At 74.4% G+C, this 23,249-nt stretch carries 22 protein-coding genes; 6 read left to right on the top strand and 16 right to left on the bottom strand.

The features are described 5' to 3' along the window. Positions 1–266 precede the first annotated feature (266 nt). The 3 genes from LV78_RS12650 to LV78_RS12640 all read right to left on the bottom strand — a co-directional run bounded on the left by LV78_RS12650 (position 267) and on the right by LV78_RS12640 (position 2,415). A complete protein-coding gene (locus LV78_RS12650; protein WP_253845303.1) occupies positions 267–671 on the bottom strand; it encodes a hypothetical protein in 405 nt (134 codons plus the stop codon). A gap of 162 nt (positions 672–833) precedes the next feature. Further along, positions 834–1,343, bottom strand: a complete 510-nt coding sequence (locus LV78_RS12645) for a hypothetical protein (RefSeq protein ID WP_253845301.1) — start codon at positions 1,341–1,343, stop codon at positions 834–836. Positions 1,344–1,887: 544 nt separating this feature from the next. Further along, complete coding sequence (locus tag LV78_RS12640) at positions 1,888–2,415, bottom strand: SRPBCC family protein (RefSeq protein ID WP_253845300.1); 528 nt, start codon at positions 2,413–2,415, stop codon at positions 1,888–1,890. A gap of 126 nt (positions 2,416–2,541) precedes the next feature. On the opposite strand from LV78_RS12640, the gene LV78_RS12635 reads away from it, so the two are divergent. Then, the gene (locus tag LV78_RS12635) at positions 2,542–3,396 is read left to right on the top strand and encodes a helix-turn-helix domain-containing protein (protein WP_253845298.1); all 855 of its coding nucleotides are present in this window, start codon (positions 2,542–2,544) and stop codon (positions 3,394–3,396) included. 72 nt (positions 3,397–3,468) lie between these two features. After that, positions 3,469–4,752 (top strand): alpha/beta hydrolase, encoded by a 1,284-nt coding sequence (locus LV78_RS12630; protein ID WP_253845296.1) that lies wholly within the window; start codon positions 3,469–3,471, stop codon positions 4,750–4,752. Between the two features lie 64 nt (positions 4,753–4,816). Here LV78_RS12630 and LV78_RS42000 read toward each other — a convergent pair whose 3' ends face one another. Beyond that, on the bottom strand, positions 4,817–5,950 hold the full coding sequence (locus LV78_RS42000) for a chitosanase (protein WP_372494882.1): 1,134 nt from the start codon (positions 5,948–5,950) through the stop codon (positions 4,817–4,819). 394 nt (positions 5,951–6,344) lie between these two features. Here LV78_RS42000 and LV78_RS12615 point away from each other — a divergent pair, with 394 nt between their 5' ends. Then, positions 6,345–6,779, top strand: coding sequence for a response regulator (locus LV78_RS12615; RefSeq protein ID WP_253845568.1), 435 nt, complete (start codon positions 6,345–6,347; stop codon positions 6,777–6,779). A 220-nt stretch (positions 6,780–6,999) separates the two neighbouring features. Further along, the gene (locus LV78_RS12610) at positions 7,000–8,793 is read left to right on the top strand and encodes an FAD-binding dehydrogenase (RefSeq protein ID WP_253845294.1); all 1,794 of its coding nucleotides are present in this window, start codon (positions 7,000–7,002) and stop codon (positions 8,791–8,793) included. A gap of 133 nt (positions 8,794–8,926) precedes the next feature. On the opposite strand, the gene LV78_RS12605 is transcribed toward LV78_RS12610, so the two are convergent. From LV78_RS12605 to LV78_RS12570, 8 genes are all read right to left on the bottom strand, one after another. Beyond that, positions 8,927–9,961: a Glu/Leu/Phe/Val dehydrogenase dimerization domain-containing protein gene (locus tag LV78_RS12605; protein ID WP_253845293.1), complete on the bottom strand. Its 1,035-nt coding sequence runs from the start codon at positions 9,959–9,961 to the stop codon at positions 8,927–8,929. A 133-nt stretch (positions 9,962–10,094) separates the two neighbouring features. Then, entirely contained in the window at positions 10,095–10,616 is a 522-nt protein-coding gene (locus LV78_RS12600; protein ID WP_253845291.1) for an Lrp/AsnC family transcriptional regulator, read from the bottom strand. A 58-nt stretch (positions 10,617–10,674) separates the two neighbouring features. Continuing rightward, positions 10,675–10,944 carry a hypothetical protein gene (locus LV78_RS12595; protein ID WP_253845289.1) on the bottom strand — a complete coding sequence of 90 codons (270 nt, stop codon included), beginning with the start codon at positions 10,942–10,944 and terminating at the stop codon, positions 10,675–10,677. Between the two features lie 123 nt (positions 10,945–11,067). Beyond that, entirely contained in the window at positions 11,068–11,955 is an 888-nt protein-coding gene (locus LV78_RS12590) for a TerC family protein (protein WP_253845288.1), read from the bottom strand. Positions 11,956–12,583: 628 nt separating this feature from the next. Next, positions 12,584–13,279, bottom strand: coding sequence for a TetR/AcrR family transcriptional regulator (locus tag LV78_RS12585; RefSeq protein ID WP_015803076.1), 696 nt, complete (start codon positions 13,277–13,279; stop codon positions 12,584–12,586). Next, positions 13,263–14,537 (bottom strand): FAD-dependent monooxygenase, encoded by a 1,275-nt coding sequence (locus tag LV78_RS12580; RefSeq protein ID WP_253845286.1) that lies wholly within the window; start codon positions 14,535–14,537, stop codon positions 13,263–13,265. The genes LV78_RS12585 and LV78_RS12580 overlap by 17 nt, the downstream gene beginning before the upstream one ends. A gap of 83 nt (positions 14,538–14,620) precedes the next feature. After that, a complete protein-coding gene (locus LV78_RS12575) occupies positions 14,621–15,814 on the bottom strand; it encodes an MFS transporter (RefSeq protein WP_253845285.1) in 1,194 nt (397 codons plus the stop codon). Positions 15,815–15,844: 30 nt separating this feature from the next. Then, positions 15,845–16,894, bottom strand: coding sequence for a Clp protease N-terminal domain-containing protein (locus LV78_RS12570; RefSeq protein WP_253845283.1), 1,050 nt, complete (start codon positions 16,892–16,894; stop codon positions 15,845–15,847). Between the two features lie 502 nt (positions 16,895–17,396). On the opposite strand from LV78_RS12570, the gene LV78_RS12565 reads away from it, so the two are divergent. Further along, positions 17,397–18,647: a cation:proton antiporter domain-containing protein gene (locus LV78_RS12565; RefSeq protein ID WP_253845281.1), complete on the top strand. Its 1,251-nt coding sequence runs from the start codon at positions 17,397–17,399 to the stop codon at positions 18,645–18,647. Between the two features lie 45 nt (positions 18,648–18,692). On the opposite strand, the gene LV78_RS12560 is transcribed toward LV78_RS12565, so the two are convergent. From LV78_RS12560 to LV78_RS12550, 3 genes are all read right to left on the bottom strand, one after another. Continuing rightward, a complete protein-coding gene (locus LV78_RS12560; RefSeq protein ID WP_253845280.1) occupies positions 18,693–19,070 on the bottom strand; it encodes a hypothetical protein in 378 nt (125 codons plus the stop codon). Further along, positions 19,067–20,707: an AbeC-like domain-containing protein gene (locus LV78_RS12555; RefSeq protein WP_253845278.1), complete on the bottom strand. Its 1,641-nt coding sequence runs from the start codon at positions 20,705–20,707 to the stop codon at positions 19,067–19,069. Before LV78_RS12555 ends, LV78_RS12560 begins: the two co-directional genes overlap by 4 nt. 209 nt (positions 20,708–20,916) lie before the next feature. Beyond that, positions 20,917–22,137 (bottom strand): multidrug effflux MFS transporter, encoded by a 1,221-nt coding sequence (locus LV78_RS12550; RefSeq protein WP_253845277.1) that lies wholly within the window; start codon positions 22,135–22,137, stop codon positions 20,917–20,919. A 36-nt stretch (positions 22,138–22,173) separates the two neighbouring features. Between LV78_RS12550 and LV78_RS12545 the strand changes: the two genes are divergently transcribed. Next, positions 22,174–22,632, top strand: a complete 459-nt coding sequence (locus tag LV78_RS12545; RefSeq protein WP_253845275.1) for a MarR family winged helix-turn-helix transcriptional regulator — start codon at positions 22,174–22,176, stop codon at positions 22,630–22,632. 44 nt (positions 22,633–22,676) lie between these two features. On the opposite strand, the gene LV78_RS12540 is transcribed toward LV78_RS12545, so the two are convergent. Beyond that, entirely contained in the window at positions 22,677–23,159 is a 483-nt protein-coding gene (locus tag LV78_RS12540) for an Lrp/AsnC family transcriptional regulator (RefSeq protein WP_253845273.1), read from the bottom strand. Positions 23,160–23,249 lie beyond the last annotated feature (90 nt).

The raw sequence follows: 23,249 nt of genomic DNA, 5'->3' as shown, positions 1-23,249 counted from the left end.
TGCCGGGTCCTGGGGTGGACGGGCTGGATGAGCGGACCCCTGAAGCATCCCCGCCACCCTCAGCGCCGGGCATCCCGGCCGGACCCGCTTCCACCCGTGCGAGTGCGAATACCCGATGCGGTGACCCTGGTGAGCGTGTCCGTGCCCCCGGCCGGGTGAGGGCCGGGGGCACGGTGGAACACGAACCGAGGTCGCGAAACCGCTGGTGGCGGCCTTGCGGCGACGCTGCGGCGCGGCGCGGCGAGGCCGCCGGGATCAGGCTCGGGTCACCAGCCGAAGATCTTGTCGATGGCCGCGCCCGCCGGGTCGGACGCGACGTCCTGGGCCGCGCCCCACGCCTCCTGGCCGCCCTGCACGTACTCGCCCGCCTGCGCGCCGGCGTCGGCCGCGTACCCGGAGGCGTACTCGCCCGCCTGACCGGTCGCGGCCTCGCCCCACTGGGCGGCCTGGTCGCCGAACTGGCCCGCCTGGTCGGCGAACTGCCCGGCCTGCTCGCCGAACTGGCCGACCTGCTCGCCGCCCCACTGCGTGGCCTGCTCGCCGAACTGACCGGCCTGATCGGTGAACTGCCCCGCCTGGTCGGCGACGCCGCCCACGGCCTCGTTCGCCTGGCCGAACACGCCCTGGGTGAACTCGGACGCCTGCTCGTTGAACATGTCGAAGATGCCCACGTCGGGTTTTCCTCTCTGAGGTCGACGCCTGCGCGCGGGTGCGCGCCCTCGTCAGGAGGGCGTGGCCGGACCGCGCGGGCGTCGGGGGTCGAACCGCACGGGGACGCCGTGCGGGGATGCGGAGATCACCGGTGGGAAGGCCCCTCGGTCGGAACTCGGGTGCTACGCGGGCAGCGGAGGTCCCCGGCGGGCGGCGCAGGAGCGCAGCAGCACCTCGCGGACCACGTCGCGCGGCGCGGGGGCGTCCAGGCGGGGCGCCACGGCGTCGACCCGGCAGCGCACCGCCCGCACGAGGGCCGCGAGCCAGGTCCGCACCCGGTCGGCGAGCGCGTGCCAGGCCCGCAGACCCCCGGTGACCAGGGCGTCCTCGAAGGCGGCGAGCAGCGCGACCACCCCGACGGCGGCCACCAGGTCCAGCATCGGCACGGTCCACGGCAGCGGGTCGGCGACCATCGCGGGCGCGTGGTTGGTGGAGGCGACGTGCGTGCCCGCGAACCCGCCGAGGATCACCGCGAGCTGGACGAACAGCCACGTCGAGCGGACCCGGAGCAGCGCGCCGTGCCACAGCGCGGACTGCACGACGAGCGCGGCGGACAGGACGGACAGGTGCACGTCGGGCAGCGGGTCGGCGACCGCGACGACCGAGGCGGCGAACGGGGCGACGAGCGACACCGGCGCCACCTCGCGGGCGCGCCGCGTCGCGGGGTGACCGCGTTCTGCGCGCGCGTGGCCCACGGACGACCTCTCCCCGACGACGGCACCGACCACGTCGAGTGTAGCCAAAACGGGCGAAAGGGCTTCGGACGGCGAAGGGGTGGGGGCGGCGTGAGGGGTCGAGTGGCGGCAGCGGAGTGGCGGGGTCGAGTGGCGGCAGCGGAGTGGTGAGGGCTGAGCGGTGGCAGCAGGCGAGCGGCGACAGGCCCGCAACCCCCACCGGACACCGCGCCACCGGACACCGCCGCCAGGCACCGGGCACCGGCGGTCAAGCGGCGGTGGGCGCGCACCCACCACCGGACACCGGCCCGCGCGGTGTGGACCGCGCGGGCCGCCACTCGGCGTGGCTCAGTCCTCCGGCGCGACCCGGTCCCCGGCGCGGCCCACCCCTGACGCGGCCCGGTCCCCCGGCGCGACTCAGCCCTGACGCGGCTCGGTCCCCCAAGACGACTCAGCCCTGACGCGGCCCGGTCCGCCAACACGACTCAGCCCCCAACCCGACTCAGCCCTCCGGGTGCTCGTGCAGCCAGCGGGCCAGGCCCAGCAGCGTGGTCTCCGCGCTGGCGGCCATCGTGGCGCGCAGGGCGGTCACGTCGCGGCGGGTCGGGCCGAACGCCGGGTGGGGGCGCAGCAGGGTCCACTCCTGCCGCGCGATCGTGCCGCCGCCGTCGGCGCGGAACGTCCAGCGCCAGCGCACCGCCCCCTCCTCCACGCCGCCGACGACGAACGAGAACTCCCCCGGCGGTGAGGCCACGAGCACCTGCGAGCGGCTGGCCCACTCGCGCTCGCCGCGCCGGTTGCGCCCGCCGAACCACGCGCCGGGCTCGGGGCCCGCGCCGTCGTCGTAGCGCACGCCGGACGCGGTCGGGCTCCACAGGTCGATCCGCGAGACGTCGCTGACCAGCGCGTACACCCGCTCCACCGGCGCGGGCAGCCAGGCCGCGCGGGTGAAGGCGAAGTCGGCGAGGTCGAGGGTCCCGGTCGGGTCGTCGTCGGACCGGACGTCGGCGCGGGCGGGGGTGGTGGTCATGGTTCTCCCTGGTTCGGTGGTCGCCGCCCAGGCTGCCGCCCGCCGCCGCGCCCCGACCAGCCCGCGCGCTTCCTACCACTCGCGCTGGCAGGCGGGCGCGCCCCCGCGTCGAGCACACTGGTCACCGTGAACGGACCGGGTCAGCTCGCGGAGTACCTCCAGGCGTGCCGGGCGCGGCTGCGCCCCGCCGACGTCGGGCTCGACACCTACGGCGAGCGGCGGCGCGTGCCGGGGTTGCGGCGGGAGGAGGTGGCCGGGCTCGCCGGGGTGAGCGCGTCGTACTACGTGCGCCTGGAACAGGGGCTGTCGGTGAACGCCTCGACCGAGGTGGTCGACGGCATCGCCCGCGCGCTGCGGCTGGACCGGGACGAGCACGAGCACCTGCGCGCGCTCGCCAGGCCGCGCCGCAGGGGCGCCGCGAGGCGACCGCCGGTGGAGCGGGTGAGCGCGTCGGCGGCGGAGCTGCTGGCGGCGCTGGGGACCGTGCCCGCCGTGCTGCTGGGGCGGCGCACGGACGTGCTGGCCTGGAACCCGCTGGGGCACGCCCTGTTCGCCGGGCACCTGGACCGCGACTCGGTGGACCGCCCGGCGGAGCGGCCGAACATGGCGCGCCTGGTGTTCCTGGACGCGCACACCCGCGAGCTGTACCCGAGGTGGGAGGGCAAGGCCAGGGCGGTGGTGGGGAACCTGCGCGCGACGGCGGGCAAGCACCCGGACGACCGGCTGCTCAGCGCCCTGGTCGGCGAGCTGGTGACCGGCAGCGCGGAGTTCGCGGCGCTGTGGGCCGGGCACCGGGTGAAGGCGTGCGGGAGCGACGAGCACGAGATGCGGCACCCGCTGGTGGGCGCGATGTCCGTGCGGCAGCAGGCGCTGCGGCCCGCCGACGCGCCGGAGCAGACGCTGACGCTGGTGACGGCGGAGCCCGGTTCGCCGTCGCAGGCGGCGCTGACCCTGCTGGCGCAGGCCGTCCTGGAGAGCTGAGCGCGCCACCCGCGCGCGAGCCCATCGCACGACGCTCACCGGTTCCGCACAACACCCCGGTACAACTCCCCCATGCTCAAGCGATCACTGCTGGTGGCCGCCGCGCTGCTCGCGGTCACCCTCACCCCCGCCACCGCGCTGGCGCACCCGGCCGGGGTGCGCACCGCCGACTACGACCTGGGCGACGCCGTGTTCCACGTGCCCGGCTTCCACACCTCGCCCGTGGAGGGCGAGCCCGCGCGGTTGGCCGACCTGGAGCTGGTCGGTCGGGTGCACTACCCCGCCGACCTCGCCAGGCGCGGGAAGCTGCCGCTGGTGCTGATCCAGCACGGCCTCTGGCACAGCTGCGCGGACCGGGACGCCGAGGCCGCCTGGAAGTCCTCCTACGGCGCGCTCTACGGCGCGGACCCGGTCACCGACCCGGCCGAGGTCGAGCGGCTGGAGCTGCGGTTGCAGGACGCGTCGGTGGCGCTGAGCCGGTGGCCGTGCGCGCCGGGCACGCCCGCGCTGCCCAACCACCGGGGGTACGACTACCTCGGGCGGGCGTTGGCGGAGCGGGGTTTCGTGGTGGTGTCGATCGGCGTGAGCGGGGTCAACGCCGGGGAGATGGGGCAGATCGCGGACCTGGCGCGCGCCGAGGTCGGCTACGAGCACCTGCGGATGTGGCGGCGGCTGGCCGAGGACGGCACGGGTCCGCTCGCGGGAGCGTTGGGGCGCTTGGGCTTCACCGGTCACGTCGACCTGGGCTCGGTGGGCGTGGTCGGCCACTCGCGCGGCGGGCGCGGCGTGATGTGGCAGGCGGCCGAGGCCAACCGGGGCCGGATGCCGGAGGGCGTGGCGATCCGCGCGGTGGTGCCGCTGGCCGCGGTGACCTACTACGCGCCGGACGACGACGCGCCGGAGAACCTGGACTACCGGGTCACCGACATCCCGTTCGGCGCGCTGGCCGGGTCCTGCGACTACGCGACCGGCGGTCCGCAGTACTTCGCCAACGCGCGTGGGCGCAACACCGCGCAGATCGCGCTGTGGGAGGTCCAGGGGGCGAACCACAACGCGTACAACACCGAGTGGTCACCGTCGAGCGGGCAGGTGATGGCCACCGACGACGCGGCCGAGGCCTGGGCGGGCGGACCGAGCACCCGCCCCGGACCGGGCCGGTGCGCGCAGGTCGCGGACGACCGGCCGGTGCGGCAGCTGACCGAGTCGCAGCAGCGCCAGGTCGCGGTCACCTACCTGTCGGCGTTCTTCGCCAAGCACCTCAAGGGCGACCGCCGGTTCGACGCGGTCGTGGACGGCACGTCCTCCCCGCTGGCGCACCTCGCGCCGATCACCGTGACCACCGATCCCGGTCGGTGATCCGGAGCGGGACGAAGGCGCCCGGCCCCCGCGAGCGGGGACCGGGCGCCTCGACGGGTCCGGGCTAGTCGATCCGGAACGAGTCCCCGTAGACCTTCCACGCCAGCGGCGTGTTCAGGTCCAGGTTGCCGTTGTTGAGGAACACCCGCTGGGCGGTGTCGACGCGCGTGGTGTCCTCGTGCGCCTCCTCCAGCTTCATCGCCGCGACCCGCTCGTCCAGGAACGCGTGCAGGTAGGTGGTCTCGTTGCCGCCCTGCGCGGGGGTCTTGGCGCGGGCCATGGCCTTGCGGCGGATCGTGCCGAAGCTGGCCTGGTCGTTGCCGCCGCCGTGCATGACGATCGCGTCGTAGTAGGCGAACTGGCCGAGCGCGCGCAGGCCGTCGGACTTGGCCTGGTTGACGGAGGGGTTGAAGTACACCCGGTCCCGCTCGGTCTCCTGCGCCTGCTGGAACACCGGGTCCTGCGCGGCGGTGCGCCACGCCTGCTGGAAGCCGGGGTCGAGGCCCTCGTGGGACGGCGTGCCGTTGACCCGGCGCAGCGCCGGGAGGTAGCCGGCGAGGGCGTTGTTCGGCTTCACCGAGGTGTAGTGCTCGACCAGCTCCAGCATGTCGCCGGTGCCGGAGCAGAAGCCGATGATGCCCGCCGTGTAGCCGCGCCCGTCGCCGATGTCCTCGATGTAGGAGAACTGGGCGCGCCAGTCCAGCGAGGAGTTCTCGGCGCTGGACACCAGCCGCATGGCGATGTCCTTCTTGGCCGGGGTCGCCAGGTCGGAGCGGCCGGGCACCTGGGAGGTGGTCGTGGTGGTCGGGTTCGTGCCACCACCGCCGGGCGTGGTCCACCGCTGGTACGGGCTCCACGCGTCGCAGGTCCAGACCTGCAGGCGGGTGCCGTCGGCGGTGTTCCCGGCGGGCACGTCGACGCACTTGCCGCTGCCCTGGCCGACGATGCGGCCGGTCTGGTCGACGGTCCACTTCTGCTCGGGCACGTCCGCGCAGTCCCAGATCTGCAGGAGCGCGCCGTCGTTCCTGCCGTCGTCGACCACGTCGAGGCACTTGCCCAGCGCCTTGATCGTCTTGGCGCCGGTGTCCACGGTCCAGGCCTGGGCGCCGGTGCCGTTGCAGGTGTAGAGCTGCACGGCCGTGCCGTTGGCGCTGCTCGCGCCCGCCACGTCGAGGCACTTGCCGCCGAGGCCGACCACCGGGCCGGTGAAGCCGTCTGCGGTGGCGGGCTGCACCACGAGGAAGGCGGCGCCGACGACGACCGCGGCCGACAGGCCCGCGCCTGCGGCGAGCCTGGGTTTCACTCTGCTCACAACGGGTTCCACTCTGTGCAGGGGCACCTCGCGCGCACGGGGTGCTTCGGGACCGCCGCAGGGGTAGGCGGGTGGTGCTCAGGGTGTTTCCGGGCGCGCTGGTGCGTATGGGCAGTTTGCCGACCGAGTCTGCGCGCGGGGGCGGGTCGGGGGCAACCCCTGTAACGGTGATCGCGCGCGCCCCCGTGGCGGGGTCGTTCATCACGTGCGCGGCGCGCCCAGCCGGTACGGTCGAGCGGTGAGCAGACTGTACGACTTCACGGCCGCGTTCTGGGCGTCCGTGGAGGGTGCGCCCCGACCCCGGATCGACGTGCTCCTGGTGGAGGACGACCCCGGTGACGCGCTGCTGGTGGCGGAGGCGCTGGTGGACCGGCCGGTGGAGCTGCACGTGGTGCGCGACGGCGCCGAGGCGCTGGAGTTCCTGCTGCGCAGCGGCCGGTACAGCCAGGCCCCGAAGCCCAACCTGGTGCTGCTCGACCTGAACCTGCCCGGCCTGTCCGGGCACGAGGTGCTGGAGCAGATCAAGGCCGACCCCGGTCTGCGGTCGCTGCCGGTGGTGGTGTTCACCTCGTCCGCCGCCGAGGCGGACCTGCTGGCCAGCTACCGGTTGCGGGCGAACGCCTACGTGCGCAAGCCGTTGACGGCGGACAGCTTCACCGAGGTCGTGCACCGGATCGACGAGTTCTTCGGCTCGGTGGCCCGCCTTCCCAGCTGAGCCCGCCCAGCTGAGCCCACCCAGCTGACCCGGTTCCGCTGACCCGGTTCCGCCGCGCGGGTTTTGCGGCGCGCGCACAACACCTCCCGACGCTTTTAGCACCTCGGCCACTATCACCGGCCGGAGGGCTGCTGGTTCGCTGTGGTGATCGGTCACCGGGTCGTCGGCCCCCTCGGCGGGCGCCCCGGTGCGCACCCAGCGCCAGGGAGGACTTGCGACGATGCGTCCGGACCCGAGCAGCTTGACCAGACGGGCACTGCTGGCGGCCGGTGGCGGGGCAGCCGCCGGATCAGCGTTGGGAGCACTGGGTTTCGCGGAAGCCGCCGCCGCGCCCTCGGCGAGCGCGGACGCCGACGCGATCGTCGTCGGCGGCGGGCTCGCCGGTCTCGTGGCGACCTCGGAGCTCGCGGCGGCGGGCCGGAAGGTGCTGCTGCTGGACCAGGAGCCGGAGGCGAGCCTGGGCGGCCAGGCGTTCTGGTCGCTCGGCGGGCTGTTCTTCGTCGACTCGACCGAGCAGCGCCTGGCGGGCATCAAGGACTCGCTCGACCTGGCCCGCGCGGACTGGTTCAACACGGCCGGTTTCGACCGGGGTGTGAACGACCCGCTGGGCGAGGACCACTGGGCGGCCAAGTGGGCGAACGCGTACCTGGAGTTCGCGTCCGGGGAGAAGCGGTCGTGGCTGGCGGGGCTCGGCGTGTCGTGGGTGCCGATCGTCGGCTGGGCCGAGCGCGGCGGGCAGCTCGCGGACGGTCCCGGCAACTCGGTGCCGCGCTTCCACATCACCCTCGGCACCGGCCCCGGCGTGATGGAGCCGTTCGAGAAGCTGGTGCGCCAGAACGCGGAGCGCGGGCGGGTGTCGTTCCGGTTCCGGCACCGGGTGGACGCGCTGGTCACCACGAACGGCGCGGTCACCGGCGTGCGCGGGGCCGTGCTGGAGGCGAGCGGCGCGGCGCGCGGGACTCCCAGCTCCCGCAAGCAGGTCGGGGACTTCGAGCTGCGCGCGCCGGTCGTGGTCGTCACCTCCGGCGGCATCGGCGGCAACCTGGACCTGGTGCGCGCCAACTGGCCCGCGCGGCTGGGGACGCCGCCCGCGCGGATGGTCACCGGCGTGCCCGCGCACGTGGACGGGCGGATGCTGGCGATCAGCCAGTCGGCCGGGGCGCGGCTGGTCAACCGGGACCGGATGTGGCACTACACCGAGGGGTTGGCCAACCACTCCCCCATCTGGCCCGGCCACGGCATCCGGGTGCTGGCCGCGCCGTCGTCGCTGTGGCTGGACGGCAACGGCCGCCGGTTCCCGCTGCCCGGCGTGCCCAGCTACGACACGCTCGGCACGCTGGAGCTGATCGCGCGCTCCGGGCACGACCACTCGTGGTTCGTGCTGAACAAGCGGATCATCGACAAGGAGTTCGTGCTGTCCGGGTCGGAGCAGAACCCGGAGCTGACCCGCAAGGACCTGCTCGGGTACCTGGCGAGCAGGCTGCTCAACAGCACGCCGCCGCCGGTGAAGGCGTTCATGGACCGGGGCGCGGACTTCGTCGTCGCGAACTCGCTGCCGGACCTGGTGGCCGGGATGAACCGGCTGACCGGGTCGAACCGGGTGCGGCTGGAGGACCTGCGGGCGCAGATCGAGGTGCGGGACCGGCAGGTGGACAACCCGTTCACCAAGGACAACCAGGTGATGGGCATCCGGAACTCGCTGGCGTACGTGGGCGACAGCCTGGCCAGGACCGCGCCGCTGCACAAGATCCTGGACCCGGCGGCCGGGCCGCTCATCGCGATCCGGATGAACGTCCTCACGCGCAAGACGCTGGGCGGGTTGCAGACGGACCTGTCCGGGCGGGTGCTCGGCGCGAACGGGCAGCCGGTGCGGGGGCTGTACGCGGCGGGCGAGGTCGCCGGGTTCGGCGGCGGCGGGGTGCACGGGTACCGGGCGCTGGAGGGGACCTTCCTCGGCGGGTGCCTGTTCTCCGGGCGGCAGGCCGGTCGGGCCGCCGCGGCGGAGACCGCCTGAGGCGCGGGGCCGGGCCGGGGCGCGCACCCCGGCCCGGCCCCGGCCCGGCCCCGGTCGCGGCACGCCCCGGCACCGTCACACCGCCCCCCGTCACACCGCCACCCAGCACACCGCCGCCGCTGGGCGCCGCTCGTCACGCGGCGTCGAGCAGCTCCCGCACCAACCGCCGGGTCTCGTGCAGCGGGGTCGTGCCGGAAGCCGTTGCGGCGTCGAGGATCCGCCCGAGCCTGGCCCCGATGCCGCGCACCCGCTCCTGCGCCTCCCGAGCCGAGGCGCCCTCGCGCTCGCGGGCCACCGACGCGATGACCCCGCCGCCGCTGACCACCGGGTCCGGCGCCCACAGCACGCCGCGCGCGTGCAGCAGGTCGGCGGTCCCGTCGTGGTCGAGCTGGTTGTTCGCCGCCCCGACCACGGCCGCGCAGCGCAGCTCCCCGACGATCCCGGCGGTGAGCACGCCGCCCACCGCGCACGGCGCCAGCACGTCCACGTCGGCGACCAGCGCCTCCTGCGGGGAGACCCAGTCCGCGCCGAGGGATTCGGCCAGCGCCCGCCGCGAGGTGTCCACATCGGACACCACCAGCCGGGCGCCCGCCGCCGCGAGGCTCCGCGCCACCAGCGACCCGACGTGCCCGAGCCCGTGCACCGCGAAGCTCAGCGAGCCCAGCTCCCGCCCCGGCCACAGGCGCGCGCGCACCGCGTCGATTGCCGCGCCGACCCCGAGCGCGGTGGGCGCGGACGAGTCGCCGCTGCCGCCCTCCGCCTCGGGCCTGCACAGCACGTGCCGGGTGCGCCGCCCGATCCCGACCATGTCGGCGGGTCCGGTCCCGACGTCCGGGCCGGTCACGTAGTCGCCGCCGAACGCCTCCACCGCGTCGCCGACGTCCGCCAGCAGGTCCGCGCGCGGCCCGGTGAAACCCGGTTCCAGCACCACCACGGTCTTGCCGCCGCCGTGGGCCAGCCCGGCGAGCGCGGCCTTCTCGGTCATCGCCGCCGACAGCCGCACGGCGTCCGCGACCCCGTCCTGCCACGCCGGGTAGGCCAGCGCGCGGCAGCCGCCCAGCGCCGGGCCGAGCCGGGTGGAGTCGACGCTGACCGCGATCACCTGGCCGCTGCGGCGACCGCGCTCGACCACCAGCCGCTCGGGCGCGGGACTGCCAAGTCCGTCCATCGGGTCCGCCTCTCTCCGGTTCGGTGCGACACCCGGAGACAAGCAGGAACGTCGGCGACACGGCGCGCGCGCCGAACGATGTTCGGCAGCGGCCCACCCGGCGCCCAGGGGGCCGAACTCCGTTCGGCGGGGCTCAGCGGTTTCCCGCGTCGCCGTTCGGCTCGACCTCCCAGCGCCGGGTGTGGTCGTAGACGATGGAGGTGCGGAAGCCGACCACCTCCTTGCGCTTGCTGAACCGGTCCATCATCAGCGCGTGCATGTCCTCCACGGAGGCCACCGCGACGTGCACCAGGAAGTCGTCGCCGCCGCCGAGCACGAACACCGACAGCACCTCGGGCTGCTGGAGGGCGAACGCCTCGAACGCCCGGATCACCTCGCGGCTGAGCGGCCGGACCTGGAACGCGATCAGGGCCTGCACGCCGCGCCCGATCCTGGTCAGGTCGACCTCGGCGTGGTAGCCGGCGATCGTGCCGCTCTGCTCCAGCGCCCTGGTGCGCACCAGCGTGCTCGACGGCGCGAGCCCGATCCGCGCGGCGAGCTGCCGGTTGGTCAGCCGCGCGTCGGCCTGAAGCTCCCGGATGATCGACCTGTCCCGCTCGTCCACGCCCACCCCGTTCCCGCCGAGGCCGCCACGGGCCACGACCAGCCACCGCACTGGCGGCCGATCCTCGCGCACGCCCGTCGGGGGCGCCGACCGGGGGTGCGGGGCCGGTCTAGGCCGGGGACAGCTCCACGACCAGCAGCAGGGCGGTGAACGCGTACTGGGCGACGCCGAGGCAGCAGCCCGCGACGGCGGTCCAGTCCAGCCGGTAGGCGCGGTCGGTGGTCATGGACAGCACGGCCAGCGCGAGCGCGACGCCCGCCGTCCACAGGGCGCCGATGGGGAACAGCCAGCTGATCAGGGCCAGCCCGAGCGCGACCGGGCCGAACCAGGCTGCGGCTCCCGGCCGGTCCTTCGCCGGGCGGCTGCGCGGCAGTTCCACGTTCCCACTCCCCCTGCGAGCACCGGGCGGACAGTGATCAACCTAGCGGCGCGGGCGGGCGCGGCGCGTGGCGATCGCGTGAAGAACGGCCGCCCCACCGGGGTGGGGCGGCCGTTCAGCGCCTCACGCCTTGCCCGATGGCTCCCCGGAGGACTTGCCGGGATCGGTCTCGACCTCGGTCTTCGCCGGGGCGGTGGCGGTGGCGGTGGCGCCCGGCTCGACGGCCGTGGCCGTGGCCGCCGCGCCCTCGCCCGCCGCGCCGTCCTGCTGGCCCTTCACGTAGGTCGGGTGCAGCTGGACGGGCTTCTTCTCCCGCTTGCTGCGCGCCTTCAGGTTCAGGAACTCCACCAGGACGGAGAACGCGATCGGGCCGTACACGTAGCCCTTGGCGATGTGCTGGTCCAGGCCCTCGGCGATCAGGCTGCCGCCGATGAGCAGCAGGAACGACAGGGCCAGCATCTTGACCGTGGGGTGGCGGTTGACGAAGTCGCTGATCGCGCCCGCCGACAGCAGCATGATCGCCATGGCGACCACGACGGCGGCGATCATGATGCCGAGCTCGTCGACCATGCCGACGGCGGTGATCACCGAGTCGAGCGAGAACACCACGTCCAGCACGAGGATCTGCGCGATCACCGAGGCGAACGAGACGGTCTTGCTGGACTTGGAGTGGTCACTGCCCTCCAGCTGCTCGTGGATCTCGTAGGTGGCCTTGCCCAGCAGGAACAGGCCGCCGATGAGCAGGATCAGGTCGCGCCCGGAGATCTCCTGGCCGAGCACGGTGAACAGCGGCGCGGTCAGGCCGATCACCCAGGACAGCGACGCGAGCAGGATCAGCCGGGTGATCAGCGCGAGGGAGAGGCCGATGGTCCTGGCCTTCTTCTGCTGGTCGGCGGGCAGCCGCCCGGCGAGGATGGAGATGAACACGATGTTGTCGATGCCGAGCACGATCTCCAGCAGCAGCAGGGTGCTGAAGGCGATCCACAGCTCGGGGCTGAGCATCCATTCCATGCGGGGTCCGGTCCGTCCTCACGTTGTGCTCGGGGTTGGGTTGGACACCGCGCCGGGTGGGTCCGGCGCGGTGCGGCTTCGGGATCGCCCTCGGCGGGGCGTGGTGGTGGCGCGCGCCGGGACGCGGGCTCGCGCGGGGAGCGCGGTCCGCCCGTCGTCCAGGGTCGCCGACTAGGGGCGCCTCGGCGCGGGCGAGCGGGGCGGCGCGGTCCGGTGCGGGACGCGGACGGGCGAGAGCCGGGGACGCGCGTTCCCCCGGAAGTGGGTTACGCGCGGTGACGTGCCACCGCCGGTCGTCGGCGGTCTCGGGCACGGGAAGCGCACCGCCGAGCGGGCGCGGCCTCCGACGGGGAGGGCGCGGGCAGCCGGGCACGGCGGCGTGGCCGACGGCCGGGCGCCGCCGGGTTCGCGCAGGTCAGGCCGGGCTGAACCCGGCCCGGTACTGCACTCGTCAGCGTCGGCGCTCCGGTCGGCACTGCTGGGCATGGCGGGGACCATAACACGGGAACCTGTACGGTTGCTGAAGGAGTGCGACCTTTGTCCGATTCCCCCGGCTGAGGCGGAGGTGACCGTTCCGTCCCCCGGAAGTTGGTGACGCACGGTCAGCGGTTACCCGGACGGCGGATCTTCAACCGGTGGTGGCCGGGAGGCCGACGAGCGCCCGCGCGGCGGCCTGCTCCCGCGCGATGACCAGCGCTCCCGCCTCCGCGGCGGACCGGACCTGCTCCTCGGCGGCCCGCTCCGGGCCGAGCAGCGCGGTCACGGCCGCGGGCAGCACGGCGGCCGGGTCGAGGTCGGCGGGGGCCGGGCACAGCAGGAAGCCGGTGAGCAGGGCCTGGAGCGCGAACGCCTGGTCGGGCAGCGGCCAGTCGTCGCGGGCTAGGTCGTGGGCGCGCCAGATCGGCAGGACGCGCCGCATCACCGCGTCGGGGCCGAGCAGGTCGAGCAGCTCGGCCGCGCGCGGGTCGGCCGCGAGCGGTCCCAGCAGCTCGCCGCCACCGGCCTTGACGGCGCTGACGAACGGGTGCGCCGGGGCGGTGGCGACGATGTGCCCGCACAGCCGGGAGGGGCGGACCAGGCCGGGGTCGGCGGCGAGCCGCGCGGTCACCTCGCCGGAGAGGGCGAGGAAGTCGCGGCAGACCAGTTCGAGGACCAGGTCCTCCTTGGTCTTCCAGTACAGGTAGGCGGTGCCCTTGCCGACGTGGGCGCGCTGGGCGACCTCGGCGATGGTGACGCCCCGGACGCCTCGGGCGAGCAGCAGCTCGCCCGCGGCGGCCAGGATTCGGGCCGCCTTGGGCGAGGGGGTCTCAAGCAGGTCGGACAAGGGTGTTCTTCTCCCGCGCTCCGGTTCGGGCCGAGCGGTTCAGCGCCTCGCCCACGATATCGGCGTTCTTGGTGCGGGCGATCTCGTCGAAGCCCATGACCCGCTCGGCCAGCCGCTTGCCCGGCCGGGTGCGGGTGATCAGCGGGAGGGCGCGGCGCAGGGCGACCTGCAACCGGTTGTCCAGCACGAACACCCGGCGCTGGTCGGGGGCGGCGTCCTGGTAGGCGGTGATGTGCGGGCGCAGGCCGCGCTCCCACTCGGCGAGCGCGCCGGGCACGTCGTCGGGTGCGGCCTCCAGGGCGGCGCCGAGCAGCTCGGCGCCCGCGAAGCCCGCGGAGACGCCCATGCCGGAGTAGAGGGTGACGCACCAGGCGGAATCGCCGACCAGGACGACGCGGCCCCGGCTCCAGGTGTCCACGCGGACCTGCTCGACCGAGTCGAACAGGGCGGTGTCGGCCTTCTCCAGCGCGTCGAGCGCGGCGCCGAGGACGCGGCCGGTGGGCTGCGGGCCGAACGCCTCCCTGACCCGCTGCGCCGGGGTGCCGGTGAACTGGGCGTCGACGTCGTCGGTGCGGTAGCTGAACAGGATCGTCGGGTTGTGGTCGGCGAAGGTGAAGACCCACATCGAGCGGTGGGGTTCGAGCAGCATCGCGCCCTGGCCCGGTTCGAGGCCGTCGACCGGGCCGTCGTGCTCGAACGCGGCGATCATGTAGCCGAGCCGCCTGAGGTAGCGCTCGTGGGGGCCGAACACGAGCGAGCGGACCGTCGAGCGGAGCCCGTCGGCACCGACGACCAGGTCGAACCGCTCGGTGGTCGACGTGCCGGACGCGGTGTCGAGCAGGGTGACGTCGACGCCGTCCGCGTCCTGGGCGATGGCGGTGGGGACGGTGGAGAAGCGGATCTCGACGTCGCCGGGGAGCGCGGCGAACGCGGCCCGCTCGGCGTCGCCGCGCAGCATCATCCAGGGCTTGCCGGGCAGGTCGGTCATGCCGAAGCCGGGGCGCGAGCCGCCCGACCGGTCGATCTCCAGCGGGGGTCGGGGCGCGGTGCGGTCGTGCAGGTGGTCGAGGACGCCGAGCCTGCGGGCGGCGGCGTGACCGGCGCCGAACAGGGCGATGAAGTAGCCGCCGGAGCGGCGCGTGGCCGAGCGCTCGACGAGGACGGGGGTCCACCCGGCCCTGCGCAGGCGTCCGGCGGTGGCGAGTCCGGTGATCCCGGCGCCGACTACGAGGACTCGTCGCTGCTTCGTGGTGATCATGTTTTTGAAGATACTGACCAGATCGGTCATTTGGTCAGTTCGTGAGGCGCGACACAGTCACGGGAGTGGGTTCGTGCCTGGGTTCAGCGCGCCGAGGTGCGGTGGTCGGGCACCCGGCCCGCGCGCAGGGCCACCACGATCTGGACCACCGCCAGCGCCGCGACCAGCCACAACGAGGCCCGCCACGACCCGGTGCGCTCGGCCAGGTGCCCGGCCGCGACCGGGCCCGCCGCCGCCAGCAGGTAGCCGAGGGACTGGGCCATGCCGGAGAGCGCGGTGGTCTCGGCGTGCGTGCGACCGCGCAGGCCGATCAGGGACAGCGCCACCACCAGCGACGCCCCGGTGCCCAGGCCGATCACGACGGTCCACAGCGCGCTCAGCCCCGGCGCGGCCAGCAGGCCGAGCACGCCCAGCAGCATCGGGGTGCTCGCGGTGACCGCCGCAGCGACCTGGGTGGCCGGGTCGCGCATCAGGCGCGGGATCGCCAGTCCCGCGCCGATCCCGGTGACCTGGTAGGCGAACAGGTGCAGACCGGCCTGCTCGGGGCGCACGCCCGCCGTGGTCTCGATCGTGGGCAGCCAGGTGACCATGACGTAGAAGGTGGTCGACTGGAGGCCCATGAACGCGGTCAGCACCCACGCGGTCGGCTGCCGCCACACGCTGGTGGTGGCCGCTTCCGCTTCCGCGACCGGGTCGTCCCTCGTCGGCGCGGGCAGTGCCCTGGGCAGCCACAGCAGCGCGATCAGCAGCGCCGGGACCGCCCACACCGCGAGCGAGCCGCGCCAGCCCAGCGGCGCGGACAGCGGGACGGCCACGGCGGACGCGGTGGCGGCGGCGGTCGTCATGAACGCCGAGTAGACCCCGGTCGCCCTGGAGACGTTGCCGCTGTAGTCGCGCTTGACCACCGAGGGCGCGAGCACGTTGCCCACGCCGATCGCGGCGCCCAGCAGGGCCGTGCCGACCCACAGTCCGGTGTGGCCGGTGAACGAGCGGGCCAGCACGCCCGCCGCGAGCGCCAGGAGCGCGATCAGGAGGGTGCGCTCGGCGCCGAGCCTGGTCGAGATCCGGTGCACGAACGGCGAGGCGAGGCCGAACGCGATCAGCGGCAGCGCGCCGAGGAGTCCTTGCCGCGCCTCGCTCAGCCGCTCGTCGGCCGCGATGCCCGGCAGCAGCGGGCCGACTGAGGTGATCGCCGGGCGGAGGTTGAGCGCCACCAGGAAGATCAGGGCGGTGAGCAGCGGAGCCCAGCGCTTCGCGCCTGCGCCTGCCTCGTCCACGCGACCGCCCCCGTCCCCCGCGCGACGACCCTACGCCCGCGTCCCGGCCAGCTCCGCGCGCAACCGCTCCACGTCCGCGCCCTGGCGCGCCAGCAGCTTCGCGACCTCGCCGCCCTCGTCGTCGAGCAGCTCCCGCACGAGCGCGCGGGTGCCCGCCTGCTCACCGTCGGAGACCCGCTGCCGCACCGCCTCCATGACCCGCTCGGCGGCCGGGCTCAGCCGGGTGACGTCCTCCTCCTCGCCGGGAGCCGCGGGGGTGACCAGGAACGGCCTGCCCATGAACACCCGGCCGGAGGGGACGAGCGCGCGCAGGGCGTGGGCGTCCGCGCCGCAGGAGCGCAGCACGGTGCCCGCGTCGTTGGCGGGCAGCAGCTCCGGCTTGAGCGCCTCGCCGTGCGCGTGGAGCAGCTCGTCCAGCGCGAGCACCCCGAGCAGCAGGTCGGCCGCGGTGGTGGCGTCCCGCCCGCCCCGGACGGCCTGGGTGCCCGCGAGCGCGCGGAGGTGGAGCGGCAGCAGCGAGCCGCCGAGGCCGAGCGCGCGGGTGAACAGGTTCGTGAGCGCGCCCTTGACCGGGTGGTCGCGCCCGGCCAGCACGTTGCTCTCGGCCAGCAGGGTCAACGCCGACTTGTCCACCGGCACCGGCCCGATGCGCACCTGCTCGGCGGTGAACCCGTTGCGCGCCAGCAGTTCCGCGACCCGCGTGCCGGACAGCCGCAGCAGCGCCCGCCCGAAGTGCTCGACGGTGACGAGCACCGGCCCGTCCCCGTCCCCCTCCCCCGCGTCCCGCAGGGCGTCGAGCAGCGCGTCCTCGACGGCGTCGCTGAGCACGACCGCCCTCCGCTGCCGGTGGGCGATCTCGCGGACGACGCCGACGACCTCGGGCGCGGGGGCGCGCACGGGCGGTTCGTCCACGGTGGACCCGACCTCGCTGACCCCGCGCAGCACCTCCGCCGGGACGGCGGCCTTGTCGACCAGGGCGGCGAGCACGTGCTCGGTGCCGATGGCGGGCTCACCGGCCGATCGCCGGTGGGCCTGCCTGAGCACGTCGAGCACGTCGTATCCGAGCAGCGCGCGGGACATCTCCCCGTTCCTCCCCTGTGCCGGTTCCGGTTCCGGTCGCACGCAAGAGGATCACGGGCGCGGTCGCGGGGATCAACCGGGCCGGTCCCGCGCGCGGTGGCGGTGTGGCCGGGGCTCGCCCGCCGCTGGTCCGGGCGGGTGACCCGGTGGTCCGCACGAGCGCGGACGCGCCGCGCGGGTCCCGAAGTCGCGGCGGCGACCGGCCCGGTTCCGGACCGTGACCGGGTCCGGTCGGCGCGCGCGGCGTCCCCCCGGTCGCGCGCGACCTCCCCCGGTTCGGACGCGCGGCTGCCCCGCTCCGTGGTCGGGCCGGGGGCGACCGGATCGGCGGCCACCCCGCCCGGACGCGCGGGCCACCCGTGCGGGGCACCGGGCAGGGGGTGTCGACGGCTTCGCACCTCCTCGGCCCGCCGCCCTTGTCCGCGCGGGCCGGGCTGCTGGACCTTCGCGGAACGGCGGCCACGCGGTACCGGGCCGTCCCGCGACGCTTCGGAGGTGCTCCGTGACCACCCACCAAGTGGTGTTCCTGCTCCTGGACCTGGCGCTGGTGATCGTGCTGGCCAGGCTGCTGGGCGTGGCCGCCCGCCGCATCGGTCAGCCGCCGGTGATCGGCGAGGTGCTGGCCGGTGTCCTGCTCGGCCCGAGCCTGCTGGGCGAGGGCTTCACCGCCGCGCTGTTCCCGGTGGACGTGCGGCCGTTCCTGGCCGTGCCGGCGAACATCGGCGTCGCGGTGTTCATGTTCGTCATCGGGCTGGAGCTCCAGCGGTCCCAGGCGCGCGGGCAGGGCGGGCTGGCGGCGACGGTGTCGATCAGCTCGATCCTGCTGCCGTTCGCGCTGGGCGTGGCGCTGGCGTTCCGGCTGATCGCGAACCACCCGGTGGAGGACCGGGTGGGGTTCACGCTGTTCATGGGCGCGGCGATGTCGGTGACGGCGTTCCCGGTGCTGGCGCGCATCCTCGCCGACCGGGGGATGCTGCGGACGGCGCTGGGCGGGTTGGCGCTGACCTGCGCGGCGATCGACGACGTGCTCGCGTGGACGCTGCTGGCGGTCGTGGTGCTGCTGTCGGGCAGCGGCGGGCCGGGGATGTGGTTGCTGCTGCTGTGCCCGGTGTACGTGGCGGTGATGTTCGGCGCGGTCCGGCCGCTGGTGGGCGGGTTGCTGGGGCGCGGGGCCGAGCTGACCGGGACGAAGCTGGCGCTGGTGGTGGCGGGCGTGCTGGTGTCGGCGGCGTTCACCGAGTGGGTCGGCCTGCACTTCGTCTTCGGCGCGTTCCTGTTCGGCGTGGTGGTCCCGCGCGAGGGCACGGAGGCGCTGCGGGCGGCGCTGGTGGACCGGGTGGCCGAGTTCAACGGGGCGCTGCTGCTGCCGGTGTTCTTCATCGTGGCCGGGTTGAAGGTGAACCTGTCGACGATCGGGTGGACCGGGGTGCTGGAGCTGGGGCTGGTGCTGCTGGCGGCGATCGGCGGGAAGTTCGGCGGCGCGTTCGCGGCGGCGCGGGCGCACGGGGTGCCCGCGCGCAGGAGCGCGGCGCTGGCGACGCTGATGAACACCAGGGGGTTGACCGAGCTGATCATCCTGAGCGTGGGGTTGGAGCTGGGGGTGCTGGACCGGGGGTTGTACTCGATCATGGTGGTGATGGCGGTGGTGACGACGGCGATGGCGGGGCCGCTGCTGAACCTGGTGTACCCGAGGGGGTTGGTGGAGCGGGACCGGCGGGAGGCGGTGGAGCGGAGCGGGGTCGGGGCGGGGTGAGGCCGGGGTCCGTCCCGGCGCGGGGGTCCGCGCCGGGACGGGCCGTCAGCCGAACAGCTCCACCACCCGCTCCACGAGTCCCGCCACCGCCGCCGCGCCGACCAGTCCCGCCGTCACCCGCCGCGACAACCGCCGGGCCTGCTTCACCACCGCGCCCCGGTCCGGGTCCGGCTCCGCCAGCTCCTCGTCCAGGTCCTCCAACGCCGCCAGCGCCGCCTCCCGCCCCGGCGCGCCCTCCGGCGCGGACTCCACCTCCGCGCGCGCCTCGGCGAGCAGCCCGCGCACGTCCCGCACCCGCTCGGGCGCGGGCGCGGCGTTCGCGTGGACGTCGCCGATCGTGTTGCCGTCCCCCTGGAACACCGCCCCGGTCGCGTTGCCGCCGATCTCGATCCTGCCGCCGCCGCCCACGTCCCCACCCCTCACTTCCGGTCGTCCTTCTTCCCGTCCTCGCCGACGGTGTTCCGGTCGCCGATGAACACGTTGCCGCTCACCGACCCCTTGATGTGGATGTGCCGGTCCGCCACCTGGGTGGCCTGGCGCATGAACTCCGTGGTGGTCACGCCCCTGCGCTCCAGGTACCGCCCCAGGGTCCGCAGCAGCTGCCGGTCCATCAGCTTCGCGTACCGCTCCAGGTCCGCGCGCTGGAAGTAGTCCAGCACCTCGTCCCCCGCGCCCAGCTCGCGCAGGCTGGACTCCGCCCCGTACCGCTCGGACGGCGACAGCGAGCGCGACGGGCCCACCAGCCGGGACACCAGCCTGCGGGCCCGGCTGAACGCGGTCAGCGGCAGCGACAGCGCGCGGGCCAGCGCCTCGCGGACCGGCTTGAGCGGGGTGGGGCGGGTGGCGTCGATGTCCTTGTACACCGCGCGCACCGGCATCAGCACGGTCGGCGTCCACTCCACGTACAGCCTGCCGTCGTCGCACCCCAGGTGCAGGTACCAGGTGACCACCAGCTGCCGGTCCCAGCTCTCCACCTGGAAGCACCGGAAGTACCGCAGCCACTCCTGCGGCTCGCGCGCCACCCCGTCCGCGCGCTCGGCGGGCAGGGTGTGCGGCGGTCTGCCGTGCGCGCCGGGCAGCAGGCCGGTGGCGCGGGGGTCGTCGACGCGGTTGGCCAGCTCGGCGGCCGAGGCCACCACCTGCTCGGTCGCGCGCAGGCCGGTCAGCCGCCCGCTCGGGGACAGCGACGACGGGCCCACCAGCTCGGTCAGGCCGTGCGCGAGCGCCTCGTACAGCTCGCCGAGGTCCACGTCCACCGGGCGACCCGGCTCGTCCGCCGGGTCGAGGGTGAGCGCGAGCGACCAGGGGTCGTAGACGAGGCCGGTGCCGACGAACGGGCGCTCGCCCCGGTAGACGACGATCCTGGGGCGGTCGTCGGGGACGGCGGCGCGGCGCAGCACCTCGAGGCCTTTTTCCCGCGCCCGCACGTTGTCCGCGGAGAACCGCCACTCGCCGAACCAGCTGCGCGTCCGCTTGGCCCCGGTGAAGTTCCCGCGCTGGAAACTCGTGAACACCAGGTTGTGCACGGCGAAGCGGTCCGCGAGGAGCAGCAGGAGCGCCAGGAGGAAGAAGATCGCGGCGAGCACGAAGAACTCGCCGTCGACGCCGGGGATCAGTTCCGGTTCGCGCGCGTAGCGGCTGCGGGGCGAGTTGTACTCCTCCAGCGCGATCAGCACGTACACCAGGAACACGCCCATCACGCCGAGCGCGATGAGCACCCCCTGCTGCTGCTTGCCCGCACGTCTCGGATCGGGCTTGCGGAACGCGAACGGCAGCCCGACCAGCAGCCACAGCACCACCACCAGCGGCTCGGTGAGCAGGGCCACCACCAGCAGGAGCAGCAGCGCGGCGTCCCGCAGGACCCGCCTGCCGCGCGCGGCCAGCGCCTCCCGGAGCACCGCCTCGCTGTCGACGCCGGGCGACGGCGGGATGGCCCGGTTCGGCGACCCCAGGAACTCGCGGACGGCGCTGTCGGCGAACTCCGGGTCCAGGTGCGCGGCGGCGCAGAGGTAGCGGGTGACCTCGTCCCGCGCGGGCGCTAATCGTTCAGCAGGTTCCACGACGACCCCCAAGGTGGTTGTTCCGCGAGACGCCCCCGACAAAGGCCGCCCGCCGGTACTCGGAAGTCCCGGAAGTGCTGCGGGAGTGGGATTTCCGCGTGTTCGGCGGTGGCGTTGCGGACGATACTCCGAACCACCTCGGGCTGTCCGGGAAACCGTTTCGGTTGGAATTGCGCGGAACGCGGTTCGCGCCTTCGGCCCTTCGGGTCTCAGGCGGTGCGGCGGCCCAGCAGCAGGGCCAGCGCGCCGACCGCGCAGACCACCATGGTCGCGCCCATCGACACCGCCGTCGCCTGACCGCCCCAGCTCATCGCGGAGGCGGCGATCCCGGCGATGAGGAACTGGAGCAACCCCTGCAACGAGGACGCCGCGCCCGCCGCCGACCCGTGCCCGGCCAGGGCGAGCGAGGTCGCGTTCGCCATGACCACGCCCATCATCGACACGACCAGGAACAGGCACCCCAGCAGCCACGGCAGCGGCCACCCGGCGAGCGCGCCGACCAGTGCGCCGAGCGCGGCGAGCGCGGTGACGGCGGCCCCGCCGAGCAGCAGGGTCCGCTCGGAGGCGAGCTTGCCGACGACGAGCCCGTTGCCCGCGCCGAGCAGCACGGTGCCGACCCCGTTGAGGCCGAAGACGAGGCTGTACTGCTGCGCGCTGAGCCCGTAGCCGTCCTGGAGCACGAACGAGGAGCCGGAGATGTAGGCGAACACCGCCGCGAACACCAGGGCGGCGGCGAGGACGTACCGCAGGTAGCCCCAGTCGGCGATCAGGGCGCCGAGGCTGCGCAGGGTGTCGCGCGGACGGGCGTTGCGGCGCGCGGCGGGCAGCGACTCCGGCAGGGCGACCAGGACGGCCACGAGGAGGAGGACGCCCAGGCCGGCCAGGACGTGGAAGACCGCCTGCCAGCTCGCGACGACGAGCAGCTGCCCGCCGATCACCGGGGCGATGATCGGGGCGACGCCGTTGACCAGCATGAGGGTGGAGAAGAACCGGGTCATCGCGACGCCGTCGAACAGGTCGCGCACGATCGCCCGCGCCAGCACAACGCCCGCCGCAGCGCCGAGGGACTGCACGACGCGGCCGGTCAGCAGCCAGGTGATGTCCGGGGCCAGCGCGCACAGCAGGGAGCCCGCGGCGTACAGCGCGAGGCCCGCGAGCAGCGGACGGCGGCGGCCCCAGGCGTCGGAGACCGGGCCGACGAGGAGTTGGCCGACCGCGAGGCCGATGACGAAGACGGTGAGGGTGAGCTGGACGGCCGAGGCGCTGGTGCTCAGCTCGCGGGCCATGTCGGGCATGGCGGGGAGGTACATGTCGATGGTGAGCGGGCCGAAGGCGCTGAGCGAGCCGAGCACGAGGGCCAGCCACACGCGACGACCCCGGCTGAGGGCGGGGGTCGGCGTGGCTGTGCGGTCGGCGGAGGTTATGGACACATAATTATGATGACATAACCCGCTAGGCTGAACGCCATGCCCCACCGCCCAGGCAGCGCGGACGACCCGCTCGCCGAACTGGCCGACCTGGTTCTGAACGTCGGCAGGCTGGTGCGCGCCCGGACGCCCACCGGGGCGGATGTGGTGGCGCTGACCGAGACTGAGCGGTTCGTGATGCGGGTGGTGGATCTGTTCCCTGGGGCGTCGCCCAGCCAGATCGCCCGGCACACGCGGTTGCAGCGGACGAACGTGAGCGCGGCGCTGCGGGGGTTGGAGGAGAAGGGGATGGTGTCGCGGGTCGCTTCGGACGGGCGGAGCGTGGCGGTGCACCCGACGGAGCGGGCGGCGAGCAACCTGGGGGTGCTGCGGGCGGCTTGGTCGAGCGAGCTGGCTGGGGTGTTGGGGGAGGATTTGGAGGAGGTTCGGCGGTGCGCGGAGCTGTTGGCGCGGATCGAGCAGCACCTGACGGCGGCCGACCTGGGGGAGCAGGGCTGACCCGGAGGGGTGGACTCGTCGGCCACGCTCCCCCTCAACCGGGCTTAGCCGCCACTCCCCTCCTCCGCGACAGCCTCGATCAACGCCCTGATCCGGAACGGCATCTCCTCGCTCAACGAGATCGCCGTGTTAGTCCGCATCACCCCCGGCACCGTCAAAAAACTGCTGGTGATCCGGTGCAGATCAGCCGTGTCCCGAGCGACGACCTTCACCAGCAGGTCCGCCTCCCCGGTGGTCGAGTGCATCTCCACCACCTCCGGGAACCCCCGCAGCGCGTCGTTCACCCTCCGCGCCGTGCTCTGGCTGAGCGCGATCGACACGAACGCCACCAGCGGCCACCCGAGCGAAGCCGGGTCGACCCTGCGGCTGAACTCGCCGATCGCCCCCGACCGCTGCATCCGTTGCAACCGCGCGTGCAGGGTGTTCCTGGCGATGCCCAGCCGCTGGGCGAGCGCGAGGCTGGTCGCGTCGGGCTGCTCGTCCAGGGCCAGCAGTATTCGGGCATCGAGGCTGTCCACGCTGCGCATTCTGACACCTGAATCGAGTCAGTCGAGTCAGGATGCGCAGCCCCCGGAGGCTCTGTTGTGCGAATGCCACGTCACTCGGCATTCTTTGCC

The sequence above is a fragment of the Actinosynnema pretiosum genome, assembly GCF_024171695.1.
Classification (GTDB): domain Bacteria; phylum Actinomycetota; class Actinomycetes; order Mycobacteriales; family Pseudonocardiaceae; genus Actinosynnema; species Actinosynnema pretiosum.
The sequence above is the reverse complement of the archived record's forward strand: the minus strand, read 5'-3'. Positions and strand labels throughout refer to the sequence as shown.

What these genes read in the sequence shown, in the direction of transcription:
- LV78_RS12640 (WP_253845300.1), bottom strand. Translation starts at nt 2,415, where the DNA reads ATGACCACCACCCCCGCCCGCGCCGACGTCCGGTCCGACGACGACCCG.
- LV78_RS12630 (WP_253845296.1), top strand. Translation starts at nt 3,469, where the DNA reads ATGCTCAAGCGATCACTGCTGGTGGCCGCCGCGCTGCTCGCGGTCACC.
- LV78_RS12610 (WP_253845294.1), top strand. Translation starts at nt 7,000, where the DNA reads ATGCGTCCGGACCCGAGCAGCTTGACCAGACGGGCACTGCTGGCGGCC.
- LV78_RS12605 (WP_253845293.1), bottom strand. Translation starts at nt 9,961, where the DNA reads ATGGACGGACTTGGCAGTCCCGCGCCCGAGCGGCTGGTGGTCGAGCGC.
- LV78_RS12590 (WP_253845288.1), bottom strand. Translation starts at nt 11,955, where the DNA reads ATGGAATGGATGCTCAGCCCCGAGCTGTGGATCGCCTTCAGCACCCTG.
- LV78_RS12580 (WP_253845286.1), bottom strand. Translation starts at nt 14,537, where the DNA reads ATGATCACCACGAAGCAGCGACGAGTCCTCGTAGTCGGCGCCGGGATC.
- LV78_RS12570 (WP_253845283.1), bottom strand. Translation starts at nt 16,894, where the DNA reads ATGTCCCGCGCGCTGCTCGGATACGACGTGCTCGACGTGCTCAGGCAG.
- LV78_RS12545 (WP_253845275.1), top strand. Translation starts at nt 22,174, where the DNA reads ATGCCCCACCGCCCAGGCAGCGCGGACGACCCGCTCGCCGAACTGGCC.
- LV78_RS12540 (WP_253845273.1), bottom strand. Translation starts at nt 23,159, where the DNA reads ATGCGCAGCGTGGACAGCCTCGATGCCCGAATACTGCTGGCCCTGGAC.